The 23364-nt window shown below is 68.9% G+C and carries 25 protein-coding genes and 1 tRNA gene; 11 read left to right on the top strand and 15 right to left on the bottom strand.

Annotated features, from left to right (window positions below; translation table 11 throughout):
• Positions 1 to 39: 39 nt before the first annotated feature.
• From thiD to glmM, 3 genes are read right to left on the bottom strand one after another with little or no spacing between them, the layout of a single operon-like run.
• A complete protein-coding gene (gene thiD / locus G7B71_RS10240) occupies positions 40 to 1197 on the bottom strand; it encodes a bifunctional hydroxymethylpyrimidine kinase/phosphomethylpyrimidine kinase (protein WP_166040511.1) in 1158 nt (385 codons plus the stop codon).
• On the bottom strand, positions 1194 to 1421 hold the full coding sequence (locus tag G7B71_RS10235) for a DUF1272 domain-containing protein (protein WP_166040509.1): 228 nt from the start codon (positions 1419 to 1421) through the stop codon (positions 1194 to 1196). Before G7B71_RS10235 ends, thiD begins: the two co-directional genes overlap by 4 nt.
• 22 nt (positions 1422 to 1443) lie before the next feature.
• Positions 1444 to 2778: a phosphoglucosamine mutase gene (gene glmM, locus G7B71_RS10230; RefSeq protein WP_166040507.1), complete on the bottom strand. Its 1335-nt coding sequence runs from the start codon at positions 2776 to 2778 to the stop codon at positions 1444 to 1446.
• Positions 2779 to 2882: 104 nt separating this feature from the next.
• Here glmM and G7B71_RS10225 point away from each other — a divergent pair, with 104 nt between their 5' ends.
• Positions 2883 to 4454 (top strand): hypothetical protein, encoded by a 1572-nt coding sequence (locus G7B71_RS10225; RefSeq protein WP_166040505.1) that lies wholly within the window; start codon positions 2883 to 2885, stop codon positions 4452 to 4454.
• Between the two features lie 19 nt (positions 4455 to 4473).
• On the opposite strand, the gene G7B71_RS10220 is transcribed toward G7B71_RS10225, so the two are convergent.
• The gene (locus tag G7B71_RS10220; RefSeq protein WP_166040503.1) at positions 4474 to 5571 is read right to left on the bottom strand and encodes a kelch repeat-containing protein; all 1098 of its coding nucleotides are present in this window, start codon (positions 5569 to 5571) and stop codon (positions 4474 to 4476) included.
• Between the two features lie 273 nt (positions 5572 to 5844).
• On the opposite strand from G7B71_RS10220, the gene rplM reads away from it, so the two are divergent.
• The 4 genes from rplM to G7B71_RS10200 all read left to right on the top strand — a co-directional run bounded on the left by rplM (position 5845) and on the right by G7B71_RS10200 (position 9198).
• Positions 5845 to 6324: a 50S ribosomal protein L13 gene (gene rplM / locus G7B71_RS10215; RefSeq protein WP_166040501.1), complete on the top strand. Its 480-nt coding sequence runs from the start codon at positions 5845 to 5847 to the stop codon at positions 6322 to 6324.
• A gap of 3 nt (positions 6325 to 6327) precedes the next feature.
• The gene (rpsI, locus tag G7B71_RS10210; protein ID WP_166040500.1) at positions 6328 to 6897 is read left to right on the top strand and encodes a 30S ribosomal protein S9; all 570 of its coding nucleotides are present in this window, start codon (positions 6328 to 6330) and stop codon (positions 6895 to 6897) included.
• Positions 6898 to 7009: 112 nt separating this feature from the next.
• Positions 7010 to 7816 carry a methyltransferase domain-containing protein gene (locus tag G7B71_RS10205; RefSeq protein WP_166040498.1) on the top strand — a complete coding sequence of 269 codons (807 nt, stop codon included), beginning with the start codon at positions 7010 to 7012 and terminating at the stop codon, positions 7814 to 7816.
• 62 nt (positions 7817 to 7878) lie between these two features.
• Complete coding sequence (locus G7B71_RS10200) at positions 7879 to 9198, top strand: hypothetical protein (protein ID WP_166040496.1); 1320 nt, start codon at positions 7879 to 7881, stop codon at positions 9196 to 9198.
• Here the strand turns inward: G7B71_RS10200 and G7B71_RS10195 are convergent.
• Genes G7B71_RS10195 through G7B71_RS10175 form a run of 5 tightly spaced genes read right to left on the bottom strand, consistent with a single transcriptional unit; the run spans position 9109 to position 12873 of the window.
• On the bottom strand, positions 9109 to 9540 hold the full coding sequence (locus tag G7B71_RS10195; protein WP_166040493.1) for a hypothetical protein: 432 nt from the start codon (positions 9538 to 9540) through the stop codon (positions 9109 to 9111). The genes G7B71_RS10200 and G7B71_RS10195 overlap by 90 nt on opposite strands.
• Positions 9541 to 9548: 8 nt before the next feature.
• A complete protein-coding gene (locus G7B71_RS10190; protein WP_207774768.1) occupies positions 9549 to 11222 on the bottom strand; it encodes an SDR family oxidoreductase in 1674 nt (557 codons plus the stop codon).
• A complete protein-coding gene (locus G7B71_RS10185; protein ID WP_166040491.1) occupies positions 11219 to 11884 on the bottom strand; it encodes a DUF4166 domain-containing protein in 666 nt (221 codons plus the stop codon). Before G7B71_RS10185 ends, G7B71_RS10190 begins: the two co-directional genes overlap by 4 nt.
• Entirely contained in the window at positions 11881 to 12306 is a 426-nt protein-coding gene (locus G7B71_RS10180; RefSeq protein WP_243406200.1) for a DCC1-like thiol-disulfide oxidoreductase family protein, read from the bottom strand. Before G7B71_RS10180 ends, G7B71_RS10185 begins: the two co-directional genes overlap by 4 nt.
• A 3-nt stretch (positions 12307 to 12309) precedes the next feature.
• Positions 12310 to 12873, bottom strand: coding sequence for a MarR family transcriptional regulator (locus G7B71_RS10175; protein ID WP_166040489.1), 564 nt, complete (start codon positions 12871 to 12873; stop codon positions 12310 to 12312).
• A 102-nt stretch (positions 12874 to 12975) separates the two neighbouring features.
• On the opposite strand from G7B71_RS10175, the gene G7B71_RS10170 reads away from it, so the two are divergent.
• Entirely contained in the window at positions 12976 to 13251 is a 276-nt protein-coding gene (locus G7B71_RS10170; RefSeq protein WP_166040487.1) for a hypothetical protein, read from the top strand.
• 237 nt (positions 13252 to 13488) lie between these two features.
• Entirely contained in the window at positions 13489 to 13626 is a 138-nt protein-coding gene (locus G7B71_RS10165) for a hypothetical protein (protein WP_166040485.1), read from the top strand.
• Positions 13627 to 13646: 20 nt separating this feature from the next.
• Here the strand turns inward: G7B71_RS10165 and G7B71_RS10160 are convergent, their stop codons facing one another.
• Genes G7B71_RS10160 through G7B71_RS10150 form a run of 3 tightly spaced genes read right to left on the bottom strand, consistent with a single transcriptional unit; the run spans position 13647 to position 15450 of the window.
• The gene (locus G7B71_RS10160; protein WP_166040483.1) at positions 13647 to 14396 is read right to left on the bottom strand and encodes a metallophosphoesterase; all 750 of its coding nucleotides are present in this window, start codon (positions 14394 to 14396) and stop codon (positions 13647 to 13649) included.
• Positions 14393 to 15223, bottom strand: a complete 831-nt coding sequence (locus G7B71_RS10155; protein WP_166040482.1) for a diacylglycerol kinase family protein — start codon at positions 15221 to 15223, stop codon at positions 14393 to 14395. The genes G7B71_RS10160 and G7B71_RS10155 overlap by 4 nt, the downstream gene beginning before the upstream one ends.
• Positions 15223 to 15450, bottom strand: a complete 228-nt coding sequence (locus G7B71_RS10150) for a hypothetical protein (RefSeq protein ID WP_166040479.1) — start codon at positions 15448 to 15450, stop codon at positions 15223 to 15225. The genes G7B71_RS10155 and G7B71_RS10150 overlap by 1 nt, the downstream gene beginning before the upstream one ends.
• 97 nt (positions 15451 to 15547) lie before the next feature.
• Between G7B71_RS10150 and yghU the strand changes: the two genes are divergently transcribed.
• Positions 15548 to 16435 carry a glutathione-dependent disulfide-bond oxidoreductase gene (yghU, locus tag G7B71_RS10145; RefSeq protein WP_166040477.1) on the top strand — a complete coding sequence of 296 codons (888 nt, stop codon included), beginning with the start codon at positions 15548 to 15550 and terminating at the stop codon, positions 16433 to 16435.
• A 92-nt stretch (positions 16436 to 16527) separates the two neighbouring features.
• Positions 16528 to 19536, top strand: a complete 3009-nt coding sequence (locus G7B71_RS10140; protein ID WP_166040475.1) for a PAS domain-containing protein — start codon at positions 16528 to 16530, stop codon at positions 19534 to 19536.
• Here the strand turns inward: G7B71_RS10140 and G7B71_RS10135 are convergent.
• Positions 19502 to 19575: transfer RNA gene (locus G7B71_RS10135), tRNA-Gly, on the bottom strand. The genes G7B71_RS10140 and G7B71_RS10135 overlap by 35 nt on opposite strands.
• Before the next feature lie 88 nt (positions 19576 to 19663).
• Here G7B71_RS10135 and G7B71_RS10130 point away from each other — a divergent pair.
• Positions 19664 to 21100, top strand: a complete 1437-nt coding sequence (locus G7B71_RS10130) for an aldehyde dehydrogenase family protein (RefSeq protein ID WP_166040473.1) — start codon at positions 19664 to 19666, stop codon at positions 21098 to 21100.
• 64 nt (positions 21101 to 21164) lie between these two features.
• Here the strand turns inward: G7B71_RS10130 and G7B71_RS10125 are convergent, their stop codons facing one another.
• Together G7B71_RS10125 and G7B71_RS10120 are read right to left on the bottom strand one after the other, a co-directional pair.
• Positions 21165 to 21503, bottom strand: a complete 339-nt coding sequence (locus G7B71_RS10125; protein WP_166040471.1) for a PilZ domain-containing protein — start codon at positions 21501 to 21503, stop codon at positions 21165 to 21167.
• 74 nt (positions 21504 to 21577) lie between these two features.
• A complete protein-coding gene (locus tag G7B71_RS10120) occupies positions 21578 to 22294 on the bottom strand; it encodes a TorF family putative porin (RefSeq protein ID WP_166040469.1) in 717 nt (238 codons plus the stop codon).
• 162 nt (positions 22295 to 22456) lie between these two features.
• On the opposite strand from G7B71_RS10120, the gene G7B71_RS10115 reads away from it, so the two are divergent.
• Positions 22457 to 23364, top strand: a 908-nt coding sequence (locus tag G7B71_RS10115) for a sigma-54 dependent transcriptional regulator (protein WP_166040467.1), incomplete at its 3' end; no start/stop codon positions are given.

The following is a 23364-nucleotide window of genomic DNA, read 5'->3' as shown; positions in this document are numbered from 1 at the left end:
GACGCGGCCTTTCCTGTGGATATTCCCGCGGCGAACCGATCAGGATTTGACCCGCCATGGCGGGAAGCGGCGCGCTTCGCCGGCTCGGTAGAGGCAGATGACGTTGCCCGACGGGTCGAGCAGGCGGGCCTCGCGCCACAGCCACGGCTGGTTCATCGGCCCATGCTCGAAGCGAATGCCCATCCGGCTCAGCCGCTGGGTTTCCTCGTCGAGATCGTCACACTCGAAATAGACCGTCGCGCCGGCCGCCGCCTCGTCGCTGCGACTGATCGACAGGGTCGCCCCGCCCGGCGCCTCGAAACGCGCATAATCGGGCGCACTCTCGACGATCAGGGTGAGACCCAAAGTGAGGTAGAAGTCGCGCGTCGCCTCGAAGTCGCTGCACGGCAAGGTGACCTGGTTGAGCCGCGGCCCGTCGCCGGAGTCGAGCCGCACGTTCTGCTGCCCCATCGGACCGTGGCCCTTGCCGAGCCCCGGCGCGTCGCGCAGCGCCAGCCGCACGAACAGCCGCGCCCGGTCGACCGCGACCGGCAGCGACAGGCCCTGCGCCAGGTGGACCGCGATCGCGCTGGCCAGCGTGCAGCCGGTGCCGTGCGTATGCGGTGTGTTGAGCCGGCTGCCCTGCCAGCTCGTCATATTGTCTTCCTCGATCAGCGCGTCGACCAGCGCCTCGCCCTTCTCGTGACCGCCCTTGATCAGCACCGCGCAGCGATGATCGGAAACGAGCTTAAGCGCGGCATGGACGGGGTCGTCGCCCCACGACAGCTCGGCCAGCTCCGGGATGTTGGGGGTGGTGATGGTGGCGACGTCCATCAGCTTGCCGAAGGCCGCGACGGTCGCTTCGTCGGCAAGCTCAGCGCCGCTGGTCGCGACCATGACGGGATCGAACACGATCGGCACGCCGTCGAGGCGGGCGAGCCGTTCGGCCACCGCTTCCGCGGTCGCCGGCGATCCGATCATTCCGATCTTGACCGCGTCGACGCCGATATCGTCGACCACCGCGTCGATCTGGGCGATCACCGTCTCGGTGGGGACGGGATGCACCGCGGTCACGCCCACCGTGTTCTGCGCGGTCACCGCGGTGATCGCGGTCATCGCGTGGCCGCCCATCATGGTGACGGTCTTGATGTCGGCCTGGATGCCGGCGCCGCCGCCGCTGTCCGACCCGGCGATGATGAGGATTCGGGGAATGGTCACTGTGGGCCTTTCCGATCGGTGCTGGCCGGGAAGCGTTCCAGCAGATGTGATTCACGCGTCGGGCGCGGCTGCAATTCGCCGCCGCAATTCGGGCAGACCCGGTCGAGCGGCCCGTCGACGCAGGCCGCGCAGAACGTGCATTCGAACGAGCAGATCCGCGCGTCGGCGCTGTCCGGCGGCAGGTCCGCGCCGCAGCGCTCGCAATCCGGCCTCAACTCAAGCAACGACAGCCTCCCCCTTCCCCAGCTATGCTGACTGCACCGCCGCGCAGATGCTGTCCACCACCTCCGCGACAAGTCCCTCGTCCTCCCCCTCGGCCATGACCCGGATGACCGGCTCGGTGCCCGATTTGCGGATCACCACGCGGCCGCGGCCGTCGAGGCGCGCCTCGCCGTCGGCGATCGCCGCCTTGACCTCGGGCTTGTCGAGCGGAGGGGCGCCCTTGAAGCGCACGTTCTTGAGCAGCTGCGGAAGCGGGTCGAACAGGTTGAGCAACTCGCTCGCCGGCTTGCCCGCGACCACGAGGGCCGCGAGCACCTGAAGCCCGGCGACGAGGCCGTCCCCGGTGGTGCCATAGTCGCTGAGGATGATGTGCCCCGATTGCTCGCCGCCGACGTTGAACCCGCGCTGGCGCATCGTCTCGAGCACGTAGCGGTCGCCGACCTTGGTGCGGATGAGCTTCAGCCCCTGGCCCTCGAAATAGCGTTCCAGTCCGAGGTTCGACATGATCGTCGCGACCACGCCGCCGCCGCGCAGCCGGCCGCTGCGCTTCCATGAGGTGCCGATCAGCGCCATCAGCTGGTCGCCGTCGACCACCCGTCCCTTCTCGTCCGCGACGATCAGCCGGTCGGCGTCGCCATCCAGGGCAAGGCCGATGTCGGCGCCGGTCTCGACCACCGTTCGGCAGAGCAGGTCGACCTCGGTGGAGCCGACGCCCTCGTTGATGTTGAGGCCGTTGGGGCTGACTCCGAGCGCGACCACCTCCGCGCCCAGCTCCCACAGGGCGGACGGCGCGACTTCGTAGGCGGCGCCGTTGGCGCAATCGACGACGACCTTGAGGCCGTCGAGCCGCAGGTGGTCCGGAAAGGTCGTCTTGACCGCATGGATGTAGCGGCCGCGCGCGTCCTCGATCTTCTTGGAACGGCCGATCTCCTCGGCCGGCACGAGCTGCGGCTCCTGCTCGATCAGCGCCTCGATCGCCGCCTCGTCCTCGTCGCTCAATTTGTAGCCGGTCGGCCCGAACAGCTTGATGCCGTTGTCGGCGAACTTGTTGTGGCTCGCCGAGATCATCACGCCGAGGTCGGCGCGCATCGAGCGGGTCAGCATCGCCACCGCCGGGGTCGGCACCGGCCCGACCATCACCACGTCCATGCCGACGCTGGTGAAGCCGGAGATGAGCGCCGTCTCCATCATGTAGCCGGACAGGCGCGTGTCCTTGCCGATCACCACGCGGTGGCGGTGATCGCCGCGGCGGAAATGCGCGCCGGCGGCCTGGCCGACGCGCTGCGCCATCGCCGCGGTCATCGGCGCCTCGTTGGTGCGGCCCCTGATCCCGTCCGTGCCGAAATATCTGCGGCCCAAAATCTGCTCCTTGTCTCTTGCCCGCCTGATAGCGCGCCGGCGCCGCCCTTTCCAATCCCGCCGCCGTTAGCACAAGCTTCGTGTTTGATCGCTAGATCGGCGCCATGACGGGCACCGAGACACGGACCCCTGGCTGGGCGGCGGCCCCGTTCGGCCGCATCGGTCACCGGCTCGGCTGGCGCTGGATCTTCTTCTTCACCTTCCCGATCCCGTTCCACCCGTTGCTCTACCGCGCCATTCCGCTCGCCGTGCTCGGCTGGCTGGTCTGGCTTGGAGCAGGCGGCGGCGAGGTCGACTGGTACAGCCCGCTGATCCTCGCCGCGATCCTCGCGGTGCTCCTCTCTGTGCCGTTCCTGCAGTGGATCCTGTTCGCCTTCCGGATCCACCTCATCCAGGCGCTGATGCTGCCCGCCGCTCTTGTCCTGCTGACCGTCGCCATCGCCCGGGGAGAAGAGCCGTTATGGCTCCTCGCCCCGCTCCTGCTGTTCCTCGCCGGCTATACCGCCGCGGCGATCGCGAGCCGTCGTCACTTCGCCGCCTGGCAGGCTGACAATCGCGCGGTCGAGGCGATGGCGCGCGACAGCGGCCCGCTGCCGCCGCTTCTGCTTCGGGGCGCCGGCCGACAGGATCTCGCCGCCCGCCTTCTCGACGCCTTGTCGCTGCCCGCAATCCACGCGGAAGACTCATCCGACAGCTGGCTCCTTCAGCGGACCGACGACCCGGAGCTGATCGAATGGCTGTCCGAAGTCCGCGACATGCGGCTCCACATCTTCCACCTGCGCCATGGCAGGAATCACCGCATCGTCTCCATTCCCGGCGAGCGGTCCACGGATTCGCTGGTCCTCGACCACGTGGCCGCGCCGTCTTCCCGGTTTCACCGTGGCCAGGTGGCTGGAGTGCGCGTGGAGCCCCCCGGCAGCCCGCCCCTGACCTACTGGTACGGAAGCCCAGCGCCGCTGTCCTGGATCCCGGGCTTCTATTTCCTGATTGCGCTGCAGCTCGGCAGCCAGGCCGGGTTCGTCCCGCAAGTTGGCTTCCTTCCCGGAAAGGCACGCAAGCTCGGCGAGCGCTCCGGCGAGGAGGGCGCCCACCTCGCTTTGGCCTCGGCGCTTCGGCTGCAAGGGCCTTCGCCGGCTCCGTTCGCGGACCCCGCCGACCTCCGCCGGCAAGTCACCGAGCGGCTCGACGCTCGGCTGGAGCCGGAACTCTCCGCCCTGGACCGGCTGATCGCCAGCCCCGCCACCTGGATGGAGCGCAAGCTCGACACGTTGCTTCGGCTCCCCCAGCTCTACGCGGGCAGAGCCGAGGACCTCGTCGAGGCGCTGCGCGTGGCCCGCGATGCCCGGCACGAGGCCGCCGCCATCCTCCTCGCCAAGCTCATCGCGGCATTACCGGAAGACGCGTTCCAGCGGGTCGGCCCTGCGCTGCTCGGAGTCGCCAACTCGAAGCGGCTCGCCGGCCGGGTAAAAACCGAAGGCGCTGCGGGCGAGTCCCCGCGCATGGAGGGCCTGCGCCTGCTCATCCACGTCCCCCAGCTCTACGTCCGCCTCGGCGACCTCGGCGAACGCGCCCGCGGCGTGATCGAGGGGCTGCTCAAGCTGCTCCCTCACATCGAAGCGCTCCAGCAGGCCAAGGCCAAGCTGGATGAAGCCGCCGACAAGCCTCCCGAGGCCTAGCGCGCTTCGTCCGCGGCCCTCACTCGCAGGACATCGTCGGCCGGTAGACCTGCATCGCGTTGGTGCCGGAATTTCCGCCGAGCGTGATCCCGCCGCCGGGAAGGAAGATGCGGCCGCCAATCACCGCGCTGCCCTTGAGGCCGTGGACCGCGATCGGGAGGTTGGGCAGCGTCGTCCAGCGGTCGGCGCGGGGATCATAGGCATAGGTGTTGGGCGTCAGGCCCAGCACATGGCTCCGCTCGCCCTCGCCGCCGAACACGAACATGCAGCCGGCATGGGCCGCGCCGGTGATCCCGCCGCGCGGCGCCGGAAGCGATGCGCCTCGCGACCATATGCGGGTCGCGGGATCGTAGATCTCGACGATGTCGGTCCGCTCGGCGCCCGCGCCCGGGCCGAAGCGGCCGCCGGCGACGTAGATCTTGCCGCCGATCGCGACCATGGCGAGGTGGTTGCGCTGGGTCGGCATGTCCGGAAGCCGTTCCCAGCTGTCGGTCGCCGGATCATAGACCTCGAACGCGGAGCCTCCCGGCGGGCGACCGCCGGCCACGTAGATCTTGCCGTCGATGACCGCCTTGCCGCCGCCGCCTCGCGCGGTCGGCATCGGCGCTCGCGCAACCCAGCCGCCGACCGCCGGATCGTGCATCCACACGTTCGACACAAAGCGTTCGGGCCGTCCGGTGCTCGCGCCCTCGACCTCGCCGCCGAGCACGTAGATCCTGCCGCCGACCGATGCGACATGGGTGTGGTGGATCGGTTCGGGCAGGCTGGGGCCGAGCGTCCAGCGGCTCGTCGCCGGATCGTAGACCTGGACGAGGTTCGAGGGGAGACGCCCGGGGGGATAGCCGCCGAGCACCCAGATCCTGCCGCCGAATTCCGCGACCGAATGCTCGGAGCGCGGCAGCGGCATCGCGGCGCCCATGCTCCACCCGTCGAACTCCGGCATCGCGCCGACCGGCGGACCCTGACTCACCCGGTCGTTCCAGGTCTCGCGCAGCTCGTTCGATTCGACGGGAGTGGACTTGTCGGGCGGCGGCGGCGGCCCGCCTGCCGGAGGTTGCTGCGCCGTCGCGGCCGTTGCGAGCAGCAGCGTCGCCGCCGCCATCCAGTCACCCCTCATGACCCTCTCCCGACTTACCGTCGTAACACAGTGACATACCCGGGCCGCGCGCGCCCGGCAATATCCGAGGCCGCGCGGAGGGAGGGCGGCCCAGGCCCAAGACTCCGACCGCGCCCGCCGGATGTGCTATGGTATTATTTTACCTCTCACGAAACCCGCGGCTTTGTTGACTTTCTGCGGCCTCGCTGCCATTTGGCCGCTCGCAGCGCCGCTCCCGCCCGGTCCCGGGCAAGGGTGGCGGCTTTCCGTTTTTAAGAAAAGGTCACCGGGCCCATGAAGGCGCTCCTCAAGACCACCAAGTCGGTCAAGCCGGCCGAGGTGGAAAAGAAGTGGCATTTGATCGACGCCGACGGTCTCGTCGTCGGCCGCGTCGCCACCATCGTCGCGAACATCCTGCGCGGCAAGCACAAGCCGTCCTACACGCCGCACGTCGATTGCGGCGACCATGTCGTCATCATTAATGCCGACAAGGTCCGCTTCACCGGCAAGAAGCTCGCCGACAAGGTCTATTACAAGCACACCGGCTATGCGGGCGGCATCAAGTCGATCACCGCCGGCAAGGTGCTTGAAGGCCGCTTCCCCGAGCGCGTGCTCGAGAAGGCGATCGAGCGCATGATCCCGCGCGGTCCGCTCGGCCGTGACCAGATGCGTGCTTTGCACCTCTACAACGGCACCGAGCATCCGCACGGCGGCCAGAACCCCGAAGTCCTCGATGTCGCGGCCATGAACCGCAAGAACAAGGTGGGCGCGTAAAACATGACCGATAATCGTCAGTCCCTTTCCGATCTCGGCGCCGTCGTCGAGGGCCAGGCCGCGCCGGCTCCCGCTCCCGCCGCGCCGGAAGGCCGTGGCCGCCGCGAGCAGCCGGTCGACGACCATGGCGTCTCGACCCAGGGCCCGCAGATCGCCGCTGTCCTTCGCGAACAGCAGCTCGACGCTTATGGCCGCGCTTATGCGACCGGCCGCCGCAAGGACGCCGTCGCCCGCGTGTGGCTGAAGCCGGGCACCGGCAAGATCACCGTCAACGGCCGCGACCAGGAAGTCTATTTCGCCCGCCCGACGCTGCGCCTGGTGATCAACCAGCCGTTCGACGTCGCCGAGCGCCGCGAGCAGTATGACGTGGTCTGCACCGTTTCCGGCGGCGGCCTCTCCGGCCAGGCCGGCGCGGTCAAGCACGGCATCGCCCAGGCGCTGTCGCGCTTCGAGCCGGCGCTCCGCACCGCGGTCAAGCAGGCCGGCTTCCTGACCCGCGACCCGCGCGTCGTCGAGCGTAAGAAGTACGGCCGCGCCAAGGCGCGTCGTTCCTTCCAGTTCTCGAAGCGCTAAGCTCCGGATCTTCGGAAATCACCAGAGGGGCGGTCCGGCAACGGGCCGCCCTTTTGCGTTTGGGCGCAAGATTCGGCTGGCCTGATCCGGCGCGGCTCCGCACAGAGCGCGCATGAGCGAAGGTGATTACGTCCTCGGGACGCAGGCAGACGAGGTCGAGCGGCTCGGCCTCCAGCATGCTGTGTGGCGCCGCCACGTCCTCGACGGCTGGACGACCGCCGGAATCGCGCCGGGGATGACCGTGATCGACGTCGGCGCAGGCCCCGGCTTCGCGGCCACCGATCTTGCCGAGATCGTCGGGCCGCAGGGCCGAGTCATCGCTCTCGAGCGCTCGCCGAACTTCCTCGCGTCGCTCCAGGACCGCGCCGGCCGCCTCGGCCTGACCAATATCGACGCGCGCAGCCACGACGTCTCCGAGGCCGGCTTCGGCGATGGCATTGCGGACGCGACCTGGTGCCGCTGGCTGCTGTCCTTCGTCGCCGATCCCGCCGCGACTGTCCGTCACATCTCGCAGGCGCTGAAGCCCGGGGGCGTCGCCGTGTTCCACGAATATGCCGATTACGGTGCGTGGCGGACCATGCCGCCCAACCCGGACGTGGAGCGCTTCCGCGACCTCGTCATCCGCAGCTGGCGCGACAGCGGCGGCGAGCCCGACATCGCGCTTCAGCTCCCCGATCTGCTCAAGACCGCCGGCCTGGAGATCGTCGCGGCGCGGCCCCTGGTCGAGATCGTTCGGCCGAGCGACTTTACCTGGCGCTGGCCCGCCGCGTTCATGGCGGTCAACGCCGCCCGGCTCCACGAGCTCGGCTACGCCGGCGCCGACGAGGCCCGCCGCTTCGCCCGCGCGCTCGACGACTGCCCGGACGACACGCTGATGATCACCCCGCTCGTCGCCGAGATCGTCGCGCGCAAGCTGTGAACCGGTCAGCTTGCGTCAATCCGCCGCGCGGCAGAAGCAGGGCTGAATCGAGCGGGCTCCCATTGCGTAAACTCATCCTCGTCCTTGCCGCCTTCATCGCCGCGCCCGCCGCCGCGCAGGACGGGCTCGCTCCGCGCGTGCAAACGCCGGCCGAGGCGCTCGCCCAGGACGCCGCCGCTTATGCCGACCTGTTCGATGTCCCGCCGGACGAGGCGCTGCGCCGCCTGCGCGCGCAGGAGCTCAGCGTCGCCCCGCTCGACCGTCTCCTCCGCCGGCATCGCGGCCGCATCGCCGGGATCGCGGTCGAGCATGTCCCCGATTACCGCATCGTCGTGCGACTGACCGGCAACCGGCCAGCGCGCGACACCGCCCTCCGCGTCGGAGGCATCGAGGTCCCCGTCCACTTCGTCACCGGCGCGACCGCGACCCGCGCACAGGTCGTCGCCGCGATGCGCCGCCACCGCGACGCCATCGTCGCCGCCACGCCCGGCAACGAAGGCATGGGCTTCGACCCGCGCACCGGCGAGCTGGTCGTGCTCGGCAACCCTACCCGCTTCCCGCCCGAGCGCGTCGCCGAGACCGATGCGCGCCTCGAGGCGCTGACCGGAGTCCCCGTCCGCCTCGGCCTCGCCGTCGGCGAGAGTCGCAATTCCGACGCCTCGGGCGGCGCGAGCTTGAATTTTGACGCCGCAGGCGGCGCGAGGGTCGAGGGCGTCAACCCGGCGAGCGGGCGGCGCACCTGGTGCACGACCGGCTTCACCGTCACCGACGGGCGCCGCACCGGCCTTACCACCGCCGCCCACTGCGCCGACGACCTCACCCTTCTCCAGCCCGACGGACGCAGCCAGAGGCTCACCTTCGTCGCTGGCTGGGGAGCGGGCAGCCGGGACGTCCAGGTCCATGTCGGCGACGCGCCGATGAGCCCGCTCTTCTACGCCGACGCCGACAAGCAGGTGGCGCGCCCGCTCACCGGCGCCCGCCCGGGCGAGTCGCTTCGCGCCGGCGACATCGCCTGCCACCGCGGCGAGACCAGCGGCTATGGCTGCGCCGCGATCGAGCTCACCGATTATGCCCCGCCCGGCACGCTGTGCGGCGGCCCGTGCGAGCCGACCTGGATCACCGTCAGGGGACCGACCTGCGCGGCCGGCGACAGCGGCGGCCCGATCTTCGTCGGCACCACCGCGCTCGGCCTCAACAAGGGCGGCAACTGGACCCGCTCGGGCAGCTGCAACTTCTATTATTTCATGTCGACCGACTTGCTGCCCGACGGCTGGCGGCTGCTGACCCGCGACCTAGCGGAACGTCTCGGGGTCGATCCGGGCCTGCCCCGGCCGCTCGCGAACCACGGCCCAGAAAGCGAGGCCGCCGACCAGGCCGGCTAGCCCGATCTGCAGCGCCTCCCAACTGGTCCCGGCCCCGAGAAGAATCCCCGGCACCATCCCGACGATGAGCCCGGTCAGCGCAGCGTTCCACCACCGCACGTGCCAGTGCTTGCGCATGAGAAGATAGGCCGGCAGCGCCAGTATCAGGATGGCGATCAACGCGATCGGCACCCCGAACAGAAAGACGAAGATCGAGAAGCCCAGCATGCTCTCGAACGTCATATCCGTGCCCGCGATGCTTGCGATCAGGACCACCTCAGCGGCCACCGACGCAAAGGCGGCGACTAGAAAGCCGAGGATTACCCGCCCCGCCGTCGGTCTTTCCTCCACTTGTATCGCCATGTCTCCTCCTACGCGGCAGTCCTCAAGCCGCGCTCCGCGTCTTCCTCGGATTCGGCGCCAACCGGTCGCAGCCAGCCCGAATAGTGGATCAACTCGCCGATCAGCGGCATCGTGATTCGGTCGTCGAAGCGGAACCGGTCGCCCTCCTGCCATTCCCGCGCATCGACCTTCGGCGCGAGGAACAGCGGCAGCGGCACGCCCGCCGCGCTCCAGCGCACCAGCCGCATGCGCAAGGCGCTCTCGTCGCACGGCAGCGCGAAGCCGAAGCGAAGCAGCCCGAACCGCTCGTAGAGCAGCCCATTCCTCGCGCTGAACCAGCTCCAGAAACGGTGCGGCCCGAAATGGCGGATCCACCGCTCGCGCCCGCCGCGCTGTAGAAACTCGACATGGACCGGATAGGAACCGGCCGGCGGAAAGCCGACGATGGCGCCGATCATCCGGCCGATCAGGCCGCCGCCGCGCTTCACCTCGCCTTCCCCGGACGCCCCCGCATCGCCATGGACATCGTGCATGGCCTGCACCGCACCAGGCAGCCTGTCGAACACACCGCCGAGCAGCCGCCGATAGAGCGGACCGCTCGTCGCCAGCTCGGCCGTCTCGTGCCGCACCGCCAGCGTCGCGAAGAGCGGCTCGAACTGCTCGAGGCTAAGCAAGGCAGAAGCATCCCGCGCCCCGGGCGCGACCAGTCCTGCGAGCAGCTGCCCGGCCACCAGCTCGGCGGCGAGCGTCGGGATCTCCGGCCCGTCGCCCTCCTCCGCCATGATCGTCCAGCGCTTGGTCACCGGCCGTCCGCCGCGCCAGCCCTTCAACGTCATCGCCATTGCGGAGCGGTCGTCGCTCCACCGTCCGACCCAGCGCTGGAGCGGCAGCAGCCACCGTCCCATCCCCGCCAGCGAGCGCAGCCAGCCCCGGCGCACCGGCCAGCTCAGCAGCCACAAGGCAATCATCTGCACCCGCGACTCGTTGCCAGCCCGGAAAGCGACCGCCGGCCGACCGGGCAGCATGTCCGGAAGAAGCTCGAGGTCAGGCACGTCGCACAAGGCGACCAGCCGGCTCAGCGGCTTCGCGCCCGCCACCGAATAGCGCTCCGTCCGAAGCTCGTGCCAGCCGCTCCGCTCTTGCCAACGCCCGCCGCGCCACAGCCGCACGGGCTTGCCGACATAGCTGAGGATGGCCTGCGCGACGGAGTTTCCGGCGGACGAGCGGCTCGACGCGCTCAGCGCGGTCTCGATCGCCGTGACCCGGTCCAGCCCCTCGGCCAGGTGCCGAGCCACCGCGCCCGACAGCGCCGGAACGCTGGACGCCCCGCTCACCACAGCGACCCCGGCAGTCCGCGCCGCGCCGTCGAGAGCGCCGATCCCGCACACGAAGGCCCGCGCGTCGGCCAAATCCAGGTAAGGAATGCCAAGTGCGATGCAGGCTTTCGGCACCCGGTAGTCGCTGGCCTGGAACGGCCCCGCGGCGTCGATCACCAGCTGCGGCCGCACCTCGACGAGCACCGCGCCGATATCTCGCTCGCGGTTGACGACCACCGGCTCGGCTCCCTCAAGAGTCGCGGCAAAGGTCTGGGCCTTCGCTCGGCTGCGTCCGCCGACCAGCAGCTCGTGTCCCGCCGTCGCCAGCCGCCGCGACAGCCGAGCGCCGAAGCCGCCATAGCCGCCGATCACGAGGATTCGGCTCACGCCAGCGGCCTTTCCCGGAAGATCGCCCGCTGATGGACGAGCTCGCCGATCCAGCGATGATGGAGGCGAAGCTCGAAGAAGAACGAGCCGTCGTCGCAGTCGACATGGCTGACGGCGAGGTCTCCCGGCAACAGGAAGCGCGGCAGCCGCAGGCGCAGGCCTCGGCAGCGCCAGAAAATATGATCGCTGACAAAATGCAGCGCCTCCTCGTCCGCGACAACGCGCAGCGCGATTCCGAAGCCGCGGCCGAGATATTCCTCGAGGCCGGTTGGCCCGGCGAACGCCTTGCAGCTGCAGATCACCTGCGGGAAGCCGCGCGGGCGGGCATAGATGCGCAGCCAATGCTGGCCGCCGCTCACCGGGTTCTCGGTAACGCTGACCGCTACGGGAAGGCCGCAGGCGCGGCTTAGCGGCAACGGCGATCCGATCAGGCGAGCGGCTTGGGCGAGACAGCGCCCGGCCCGGCTTATCCGGCATTCGACGATCTCGCCGCTGTAGAGGATGGTACGGCAGCCGACGACGCGATGCCCGAAGCGCTCGCGCACAGCCGCCGGTAGCCTGCCCCAGCCCTCTTCTCCGACGAGACGGCGAAAGCGCAGGTCGCCAAGCGGCCCGGGCTCGAGCGCGCAAGGCTCGAGAGCATGGGCACGAAGAGCGCTCATAAAAGCCGCTCCCTCTGCTCGGGTGAAGGCATCCAGCAGGTCTGGCGCTTGCCGAACAGGCGGTAGCGGTTGCGGGCGATCAGCCGATAGAGGGGATCGCGGACGAAGCGCGGCACGGCGCGGAACGCGCAGGCGGCGCGCCACGGCCAGCCGAGCCCGCGCGCGATGGCCAACAGCGCGTCGCTATATCGCGCGGCCGTGTCCCCGCTGACGACGATCAGGGTTTCGGGATCGGCGGGATCGATGCCGAAGCGGCGATAGAGCGCCGCGCCGGCCTCGCTCTGCTGCGCCGCCAATCGGAAATGCCCGCGCCGATCATGCTTGAGAACGAAGGCGGCGTTGGCCGAGCAAAGCACGCATTGGGCGTCGAAGACGATGATCGGGGCCTCGCCCGCCTTCATCGCTTCGCGCCGCTCGGCCATGGCTCAGGCCTTCCCCTTGCGGCCGAGCCTGAGCAGGTCGACGACCTTGGTGCCCATCCGCATCAGCTGCATCAGCTTGGGCGGCGGCACGTTCAGCATCTGGCCGTACCAGCGCTCGATCTCGCCGACGAAGCGGCCCATTTCCTCGAGCCGCCGTCGCGCGACCGGGTTCACCGCCGCGTCCCCTTCCGCCTCCGCGATGCAGGCGCGGATCGCGCTCGCCGCGGGATCGAGCTCGCGCTCCTTGCGGCCCTGGGCGATGCGGGTCAGCATCTCCCACAAGTCGGTCTCGGCCTCATAATGGTCGCGGCGGTCGCCCATCACCGGGATCCGGCGGATGAGCTTCCAGCCGAGCAGTTCCTTGAGGCTGTTCGACACGTTGGACCGCGCCATGCCGAGCGAGTCGGCGATGTCTTCTGCCGTCAGCGGCCGCTCGGCGAGGTAGAGCAAGGCATGGATCTGCGCGACCGAGCGGTTGACGCCCCAGCGCCCGCCCATGTCGCCCCAGTTAAGCACGAACCGCTCGACCGCTGGCGCCATCTTCGTCGGCGACGATTGTTCCGTCATTTCTGTCATGACAGAAATTATGGAACCCACCCTATGTAGAGTCAAGTCGGGGGCGGCTGTTCGTTCACCCGGCTGCAACGCAATTCTGCTATGCGGTTGGAAATGCGCGCCCTTGTTCTTCTCGCCCTGCCCGTCGCCCTGTCCGGCTGTATCGCCCGGACCGCGGTCGACCTCGTCACCCTGCCGGTCCGGGCGGTCAGTGCCGGAGTCGATGCGGTGACCACGAGCCAGTCCGAGGCCGATCGCGCGCGCGGCCGCCAACTGCGCGAGGAAGACGAGCGGCGCGGCCGCGAGGCGCGCCAGGCGGAAGAGCGCGCCCGCCGCGAAGCCCGCGAGCGCGGCGAAGACTATCCGGAACCGCAGCCCGACCGCGGATAGAATTGAGCCTGTCGCCCTGAACTTGTTTCGGGGCCCCTCGTCACGCCCGCTGCAGCCGGGAAATGGACGCTGAATCAAGTTCAGCATGACGCGACGAATAGGATGCCCGTCCGCCTGGCCCGACACTTTCGTCTCCGATCCGGTTGCTTTTGACGCACGCGCGTGCGTTGCAACGCTACTCGGGCTATTCTGGCCGCGCCGGGTCACCCGACTCCGGCACAAGGAAGGGAGAACATCATGCTCGAACCGAAGAAGCCGGGCGAACCGGGCGACGGCACCGACGGCGTGCAGAGCGGCACCACGCAGCAGAAGACGCTGAAGGAAGGCACGCAGGAGGGAACCACTTCCGACACGACCGACACCGAGAAGAAATGATCTGGCGGCCCCGGTGGCCGTCAGGCGCCGGGGCTTTCCATCCAACGGTGAACCACGTCGAGGGCGCCGCCCTCGCCCACCCGGATCTCGTTGAACGACGGCGGCGCCTCGCGGACTCGTTCGGACAGCGTGCCGGCGCCGATCTTTCGGATCGTGTCTCCGCCCGCGACCGGCACCTCCAGGTCGAACGGCGTGTGGACGTGGCCGGACAGGACCGCGTGCGCGCCGGCCGCGGCGAGCGCCTCGAGCGCCTCGCGCCCGCGGATCGTCTTGCCCGACGAGTGCCCGCCGTCGCGGTCGACCAGCGGGTGATGGCAGGCGACCAGCTTCACATGATCGTCATCGGCGCTTTCCAGCAGGGCTAGCGTCCTGGCCAGAGAGCGGCGACCGACCACGCCCCACGACCAATTGTGGCGCCACTGGAAGCGCGCCGTCGTCTTCAGCGGCACGATCACGACGTTGGCGACGTCGAGCGGCCGCTCGATCATCCGCTCGAGCCGGCCATAGCGGCGGTAAGGCCGAACGAAGCGCTCATAGGGATTGAAGTAAGGCAGATCGTGATTGCCGGGCTCGACCGTCACCGGCACCGGCAGCGATTCCAGATATCGGGCAGCCGCTTCGAACTCGGCGCTGCGCGCGCGCTGGGTGAGGTCCCCGGTGCAGATCACCGCCGCCGGCCGCTCGTCATGGACGGTCGCTGCGAACCAGTCGATCGCGGCCTGGTCCTGCCGGCCGAAATGCAGGTCGGAGACGTGGAAGAGACGGGTCATGCCGCGTCAACGGTCGCGATGAAGGAGAGGTTGCTCACCCCCGAGCTGACCAGAGCCGGCGACTTCAGCATCACCTCCTCGCCGTCGAACAATGCATGGATCGCCCTTGGTCCGGTCACCGTGACATGGGCCGATCGGACATTGTCGACAACGGGCGCGTCCTGCCAGTTGCCGGTCAGCCATTCCCAGCCGAGCTTGGCCGTGTCCATGAAGCCGCGCGCCGAGAAAGCGGAGATCTTGAGCCAGCCATCCTCCGGGCTGATCAGCAGCGCCTTGTAGGCGCCGCGCTCCTTCGTCCCGTCGAACAGGCAGACGCCGCGATGCCATGTCCGCGCCCAGGCGACCCGCACCGCCCGCCGAAATCGTTTGAACGCGCGATAGCGCACCGCCTCGCGCGCCTGCGCCCAGGCCGCGGCCGGACCGATGATCACCGAGCAGAACGCCCTGTGCGGGCCCGACTCGACGAACGGCATCGGGCGCGGAGCGCCCTTCTCGTGCGCGATGTGGACGATGTCGTGCGGGTCGGCGTCGCCGTGGAGCCGCTTGGCGAGGATGTTCATGGTTCCGCCGGGCAGGACCAGCGCCTGGCCGTGCCACTTGTCATATTTGCAGGCGGCCGCGTTGACCGTGCCGTCACCCGCGAACAGCACCACCGTGTCGACGTTGCCGGAGACCAGTTCCTCGACGTCCGGCAAGTCGTCTTCTGGAAAGTTGGTGCGGCCGGCCAGCTGCAGCCCCCGCTCCTCGAAGATCGCCTCGATCGCCGCGCATTTCTCCGGGCTCGCCGAGCCGGAGGAAGGATTGGTGATCAGCCACAGCCGCCGCATCAGTAGGCGGCCGCGCGCAGCGGCAGGCGCATCACCTCGCGATGATCCTCGTCCTCCACCTCGATCCAGGTCTCGACCACCCGGTTGAAGAACAGTTGTTGCTCGACGAGCGCGCTCGCCTGGCGCAGCGCTTCCTTCAACGCGGCGAGATCGTCGCTGCAATGCTCGCCCACCAGGTCGGTCTCCTCGAATTCGTCGGAGCAGATGTTGAAATAATAACGCGGCACGGCACTACCAACGCACCGGACCCGAAACTTTTTCCCTTGGAACCGCGCGGCGCGGGCCCAGATCATCCGAAACCTCCCCGACTCCAGGAGAATAAGCATGAGCGATGCCGCCGAATACGTCCCGCCCCGCGTGTGGACCTGGGACAGCGCGAGCGGCGGCAAGTTCGCCAACATCAACCGCCCGATCGCCGGAGCGACCCACGAGCGCGAGCTGCCGGTCGGCCGCCATCCGTTGCAGCTCTACTCTCTGGGCACCCCCAATGGCGTCAAAGTCACGATCATGCTGGAAGAGCTGCTCGCCCTCGGCATCTCGGAAGCGGAATATGACGCCTGGCTGATCCGCATCACCGAAGGCGACCAGTTCGGCAGCGGCTTCGTCGCGGTGAATCCCAATTCGAAGATCCCCGCCCTGGTCGACCGCAGCGGCCCCGAACCCGTCCGCGTGTTCGAATCCGGCGCGATCCTGATGTATCTTGCGGAAAGGTTCGGGCGCTTCCTGCCCGCCGACTATCCGGCCCGCGCCGAGGCCCTGTCCTGGCTGTTCTGGCAGATGGGCAGCGCGCCGTTCCTCGGCGGCGGCTTCGGCCATTTCTACGCCTATGCGCCGTTCAAGATCGAATATGCGATCAACCGCTACGCGATGGAGGCCAAGCGTCAGCTCGACGTGCTCGACCGCCGCCTCGCCGACAGCGCGTTCGTCGCCGGCCCCGACTACACCATCGCCGACATGGCGATCTGGCCCTGGTACGGCGCCGTCGTGCGCGGCGAGGCCTATGAGGCCGCCGAGTTCCTCAGCGTCCACGAATATCCGAACGTGAAGCGCTGGGCCGACGCCATCGCCGCCCGTCCCGCCGTCCGCCGCGGCCGAATGGTCAATCGAACTACCGGCGACCCGTCCGAACAGCTCCACGAGCGCCACGACGCCGGCGACTTCGACACCAACACCGAGGACAAGCGTCAGCCCGCGCCTGATGCGGTCGTCTGACCCCGTCATTTTGGCTCTTTTCCGCAATGGCTTGCATCGACTAGGGGCAAAGCAAGCCGGGGGGCTGTCTCAAGGTACAGGGTAACACTGTAGTGGACGACGCGAACCGGGTGACCGATCCGCAGCAATTCCTTGCCGGCGGAGGCGACATGGGCGCGCTTATCCGCGCCACCGACTGGGCCGCGTCTCCGCTCGGCCCGCCCGAAACCTGGCCGCAGTCGCTACGCTCGGCGCTGTCGATCTGCCTCCACTCGACCTTCCCGACGGCCATCTATTGGGGCGAGGAGCTTCGTCTCTTCTACAACGACGCCTGGGCGCCGATCCCGGCCGAGCGTCATCCCTGGTCGCTAGGGCGCCCGGGCGCCGAGGTTTGGCACGACATCTGGGACGTGGTCGGCCCGCAATTCCAGGAAGTGATGGCGACCGGCGAAGGCTTCTCGACCTTCGACGAGATGCTGCCGATGGAGCGCCACGGGCGAGTTCACGAAACCTATTGGAACTACAGCATCACCCCGATCCGCGGTGAGGACGGCGCCGTCGTCGGCGTCTTCAACCAGGGGCATGAAGTCACCGAGCGGATCTTCGCCGAGCGGCGCAACCGCTTCCTCCTCGCGCTCAGCGACCACATGCGCACTCTGTCCGATCCGCAGGCGATCATCGCCGCGGCGGCGGAGGCGCTCGGTCGTCATCTCGGCGCCAACCGCGTCGGCTATGGCGAGGTCGAGGAGACCGCGCGCTATTTTACCACCGAACGCAACTGGACCGACGGAACCGTGCCGGGCCGCGAAGGCACCCACGACCTCGCCGCCTTCGGACCCGACGTCCACGCGAGCCTGAAGGCCGGAACCCCGCTTCTCGTTCCCGACGTCGCCCAGGATCCTCGCACCAACGCGCCGGAGACCCTTGCAGCCTTCGATGCCATCGACACGCGCGCGGCCATCACCGCGTCGCTGGTCAAGGACGGACGAATGCGCGCCGCGCTCTACGTCCATGCCAGCGCGCCGCGCCCCTGGACCGACCGCGACGCCGATCTCGTTTCCGAAGTCTCCGAGCGCACCTGGGCCGCAGTCGAGCGCACCCGCGCCGAGGCGCGACTCCGGGTCAGCGAAGCGCACGCGCGTGCCGCCACGGAACGGCTCCAACTCGCGCTCGACGCCGGCGCCATCGTCGGCACCTGGGTGTGGGACGTTCCCGCCGACATCTTCACCGCCGACGAGCGCTTCGCCCGCTCGTTCGACGTTGATCCCGAACTCTGCCGTACCGGTCTTCCGCTCGAGCAGGTGATGGAATCGATCCACCCCGACGACATCCCTCACGTTACGAACGCCATCAATGACGTGCTCGGGGGTGGCGGCGGTTATGGCTGCGAATATCGCGTGCGCCGCGCCGGCGGAGGCTGGAGGTGGGTCGAGGCGAACGGTCAGGTCTCGCTCGCAACCGACGGAACGCCGCTTCGCTTTCCGGGCGTTCTGGTCGACGTGAGCGAACGTCGCTCAACCATGGACGCCCTGCGCGAAAGCGAAGAAGCGATGCGCCGGCTAAACGAGACATTGGAAGCCCAGGTCACCGAGCGCACCGCCGACCGCGATCGCATGTGGCGGCTGACCACCGACATGATGCTCGTCGCCCGCTTCGGCGGCACGATCAACGCGGTCAATCCGGCCTGGACGAGCCTGCTCGGCTGGCAACAAGCGGACCTCATCGGCGCCAACCTCACCAGCTTTCTCCACCCCGACGACGTCGCCCCGACTGAGGCCGAGCTTGGCCGGCTGGCGGACGGAGTCACCACCTTCCGGTTCGAGAATCGCTACCGCGCCAGAGACGGCTCCTATCGTTGGCTGTCCTGGATTGCGGTTCCGGACGAGGGCCTCATCCACGCCATCGGCCGCGACGTCACGGACGAGAAGGCGCATCGCGAGGAGCTCGAACGCACCCAGGAGGCGCTCCGCCAGAGCCAGAAGCTCGAATCGATGGGCCAGCTCACCGGCGGCGTCGCCCACGACTTCAACAACCTGCTGACCCCGATCATCGGCGCGCTCGACCTACTTCAAAGGCGAAGCGTCGGCGGCGAGCGCGAACAGCGCCTCGTCGACGGCGCCCTCGCTTCGGCCGAACGCGCCAAGGTGCTGGTCCAGCGCCTCCTCGCCTTCGCGCGCCGCCAGCCGCTCCAGGCGGTTCCGGTCGACCTCGAGACCCTGATCGGCAACATGATCGACCTCGTCGACAGCACTTCCGGCCCGCAGGTCAGGGTGGTGATGGACGCCGCGCCGGCGCTGCCGCGGGTGAAGGCGGATCCCAACCAGATCGAGATGGCGATTCTAAACCTCGCGGTGAACGCCCGCGACGCGATGCCGGGCGGCGGCACCCTCACCGTCTCGGCCCAGCCCGAACGGCTCGACAACGGCAATCCGGCCGGCCTCGCGGCGGGCGACTACGTCCGCCTTGCCGTCGCCGACACCGGTATCGGCATGGACGCCGAAACGCTGAAGCGCGCGATCGAGCCCTTCTTCTCGACCAAGGGCGTCGGCCGCGGCACTGGCCTCGGCCTGTCGATGGTCCACGGCCTCGCCGCACAGCTCGGCGGCGCTCTCACCATCAAGAGCAGGCCGGGCGTCGGAACCGTCGTGGATCTTCACCTTCCCATCACCTCGGAGCAGGCCGAGCGCGAAGCCGAGGAGGCCGATATGGACGGCGGCGCCGGCGCTGGCACCGTCCTTCTGGTCGATGACGAGGAGATCGTCCGGGCGACCACCGCCGACATGCTCGCGGACCTCGGCTATATCGTCGTCGAGGCGGATTCCGCCGAAGCCGCTCTTCGCCTTCTCGACAGCGACACCAGGATCGACCTGTTGGTCACCGACCACCTGATGCCCGGCATGACCGGCACCGAGCTGATCCGTGAGCTCCGCGGTCGGCGCCGCGATATGCCCGCTCTGCTGATCTCGGGCTATGCCGAGAATGACGGCGTCAGCGCGGACCTGCCCCGCCTCACCAAACCCTTCCGCCGCGCCGAGCTGGCGGCGGCGCTTCTGGACCTTGCGGGAACGACCAAAGCTAAGGGGAATATGGAGCGGGTGAAGGGAATCGAACCCTCGTCGTAAGCTTGGGAAGCTTCTGCTCTACCATTGAGCTACACCCGCCCGGGCGGCCGACCGATTGCCATAACCGCGCATGCCCGGTCAACGGCCGCCGCTTGACATGGGCGCGGCGAGCGGCTGCGAGGAGGTCATGACCGACACTCTCACCCATTTCATCGCCGGCGAAGCGGTTGCCGGCGCCGCCGCGGGCGAGAGCCTCAACCCGTCCAACACTAACGACGTGGTGGCGCGCTACCCGGCCGGCGGCAAGGCCGAGGTCGACGCCGCCGTGGCGGCAGCGCGCGCCGCTTTCCCGGCCTGGGCGGACGCCTCGCCGGAAGTGCGCTCCGACCTGCTCGACAAAGTCGGATCGACGATCATGGCGCGCGCCAAGGAGCTGGGGCAGCTGCTGTCGCGCGAGGAAGGCAAGACCATCGCCGAGGGCACCGGCGAGGTCATGCGCGCCGCGCGCATCTTCAAATATTTCGCCGGCGAGGCGCTTCGCCGCCATGGCCGGACGCTCGACTCCACCCGCCCCGGAATCGACGCCGCGACCTATCGCGAAGCGGTCGGCGTGTTCGGCCTGGTCACGCCGTGGAACTTCCCCATCGCGATCCCGGCGTGGAAGGCGGCGCCCGCGCTCGCCTTCGGCAACACCGTGGTGCTGAAGCCGGCGAGCCCGACGCCGGCGACGGCTCATGCGCTGGCCGCGATCATCCACGAATGCGGCGCGCCGGCGGGCGTGTTCAACCTAGTGATCGGCGACGGCAAGGTTGGCCAGGCGATCGTCGACCATGAGGAGGTCGACGGCATCTCCTTCACCGGCTCGCAGGGCATCGGCGCGCGCGTCGCGGAGGGCGCGGTCAAGCGCCAGGCGCGGGTCCAGCTCGAGATGGGCGGCAAGAACCCGCTCGTCGTGCTCGACGATGCCGATCTCGATCGCGCCGTCGCCTGTGCGATCGACGGGGCTTTCTACGGCACCGGCCAGCGCTGCACCGCCTCGTCGCGGGTCATCGTCACCGAAGGCATTCACGACCGCTTCGTCGAGGCGCTGGTCGAGCGCGCCCGCGCATTGAGGGTCGGCGACGCACTCGATCCCGCGACCCAGATCGGCCCCGTGGTCAGCGACAGCCAGCTCGAACAGAACATGCGCTACGTGCGCATCGCCACCGAGGAAGGCGGCCGCCTCGCCGCCGGCGGCGAGCGCCTTGAGATGACCAATCCCGGCTATTTCATGTCGCCGGCGGTCATCGCCGACACCGCGCCCGACATGCGCATCAACAGCGAGGAAGTGTTCGGACCGGTCGTCAGCACCGTGCGCGTCAAGGACTATGACGAGGCCCTCGCCATCGCCAATCGCGGCCAGTTCGGCCTGTCGGCGGGAATCGTCACCAACTCGCTCAAGCACAGCCGCCATTTCCGCCGCAACGTGCGCGCCGGCATGGTGATGGTGAACCTGCCGACCGCCGGAGTCGACTATCACGTGCCGTTCGGCGGCACCCGCAAGTCGAGCTATGGCGGGCGCGAGCAGGGCTTCGCCGCGGTCGAATTCTACACCCAGATGAAGACGGTCTACGTCGCCGGCTAGAGCGGTTGCGAGGCGGTGGAATCACCCGCCGGCCCGGCAACCGCGACCAACAATTCTAGGCCGCTCAGGCGACTCGGCGGTTCAGCCTTTCCTGCTCCTCGGATTCGGCGAGCAAGGCGACGACGCTGCGCCAGGTGAGGTGCGGCGTGAACTCGATTCCGGCCGACACGCCGAGCTGCCAGACGATCTGGATCGGGTGCTCGCCGCCATTGGCGATCGCCACCCGGGCGTCGCCGCCGATCGGCAGCAAGTCGCGGCAGAACAGGCGCATGCCCGAGGTCGAGATGTTGCGCACCCGCGCGTCGAAACTGCGCCCGTCAGCGAGTTTCAGCACCGCCTCGCAGTGCAGCTCGACCCGCTCCGCCCCGCGCTGGACGAAGCCATGATCCACCTCGCCATGCATAAACTGCCCCCGCCCACTGTCGGCGGGGCGCTTAACATGGATCATGCTAACAGTTTCTTGCGCGTAACGACCCGCTAGAAGCCGACGCTTACCGACGCCACCACGGTCGCGTCGCTGTTGGGCAGGTCGAGGTCGGTGTCGACATAGGACAGGCCGAAGCGGAACGGGCCGCGGTCGACCTCGACTCCGAGCCGCCAGTCGACATAGTCGCCGCCGCCCGGCGCGAGGCCGCCGGTCGAATAGCCGAGGCGCCCGAGGACGGTCAGCGGCGTGAACGGGATGCCCGCCGTCACGTCGCCATAGAGATAGAGATTGTCGCGGCCGCCGAGCCCGTCCTGCTCCGGCGCGTAGAAGGCGCCGGCCTCCGCCGTCACCGGCCCCAGGGTGTGGCTGAGCGACGCATAGCCCTCGACATAATCGGGGTCGGCGAGCGCGCTCGCGTCGGGAAAGCTCGTATAGACGAGGCCGACGTCGATATCAGTGCCGCTGGCGATCTCACGCGCATAGCCGGCATAATATTCGACCTGGAGTTCGCCCGTCGGCGACGCCTCGGTCAGTGACGATCCCCACAGGCCGGCATAGAAGCCGCTGTCGTGTGAAAGGGTGCCGGTCGCCTGAAGCGCCGGATCGCCGTCCGAGCGCGAGATTCCGCGGTGGCGGAAATCGGTCGTCACGGTGCCTCGGCCGGTGATGGTGAAGCCGCCGCCGATGCCGATCTGGGCATGAGCCGGCGACGCCGCGCCGAGGCCGGCCGCGGCCGCGAGGAACAAGGTGAACAGGCGACGACGCATCACAAACTCCACGAACTTTTCTCTGTGTGGGGCAGCCATAACCGAAGCCGCCACTTCAGCCCGAGGAAAATTTCGGGTTACAGTGAAAACCATAGGTGCTTATCCGGTCGTTAACCTTTTGCCGCCATTTCTGCGCCTGTATCAGGGGGGACGCCTACCAGTATGACGGTTTCTCAGTCGGCCACGCTCCGGGCTGGCGGCAAGAATCCTATTGCCGCCTTCCTCATCGGCGACAGCCGCGCCATCAAGGAGGTTCGCCTCCAGGTGGCGCAGGTCGCGCCGAGCGACGCGTCCGTCATCGTCACCGGCCCGTCGGGCAGCGGCAAGGAAATGGTCGCCCGCGCGATCCACGCCGCCAGCCAGCGCGCCGACGCCGCCCACGTCTCCGTCAATTGCGGCGCGATTCCGCGCGAGCTCATCGAATCCGAGCTGTTCGGCCACGAGAAAGGCAGCTTCACCGGCGCCCATGCCCAGCATCGCGGCCGCTTCGAGGAAGCCGATGGCGGCACCCTGTTTCTCGACGAGATCGGCGACATGCCGCACGACATGCAGGTCAAGCTGCTGCGCGTGCTCGAGGACCGCCGGGTCCAGCGCGTCGGCGGCCGCGGAGTCATCCCGGTCGACGCCCGCATCGTCTCGGCGACCCACCGCGACCTCGACACCGCGATCGACGAGAAGCGCTTCCGCGAGGATCTGTTCTACCGCCTCGCCGTCTTCCCGATCGACCTTCCGAGCCTGGCCGAGCGCCGCGAGGACGTCGCTCCGCTGATCCGCCATTTCCTGGCGCAGGGTCACAACAAGGGCGACGTGCGCTTCAACACCGCCGCTCTCGACCGCCTCGCCAACCATGACTGGCCGGGCAACGTCCGCGAGCTTCGCAATCTCGTCGAGCGCGCCGGAATCCTCTTTCCCGGCGAGATCATCGGCGCCGAGCAGGTCGAGCGCATGCTGCTTCGCCGCGGCCGCGCCAGCGCCGACGAGCGCGCCGCCTTGTGGGCCGCCACCGCCGACATCCCGGCGCCGGCGCCGGTCGCCGCCGCGGCTCCGGCCGCCGACACGCCGATCCTCAC

This window comes from Sphingosinicella sp. YJ22 (genome assembly GCF_011320075.1).
In the GTDB taxonomy this organism is placed as follows: domain Bacteria; phylum Pseudomonadota; class Alphaproteobacteria; order Sphingomonadales; family Sphingomonadaceae; genus Allosphingosinicella.
Note: the sequence above shows the minus strand (reverse complement) of the source record. Positions and strands in the feature narration are given on the sequence as shown.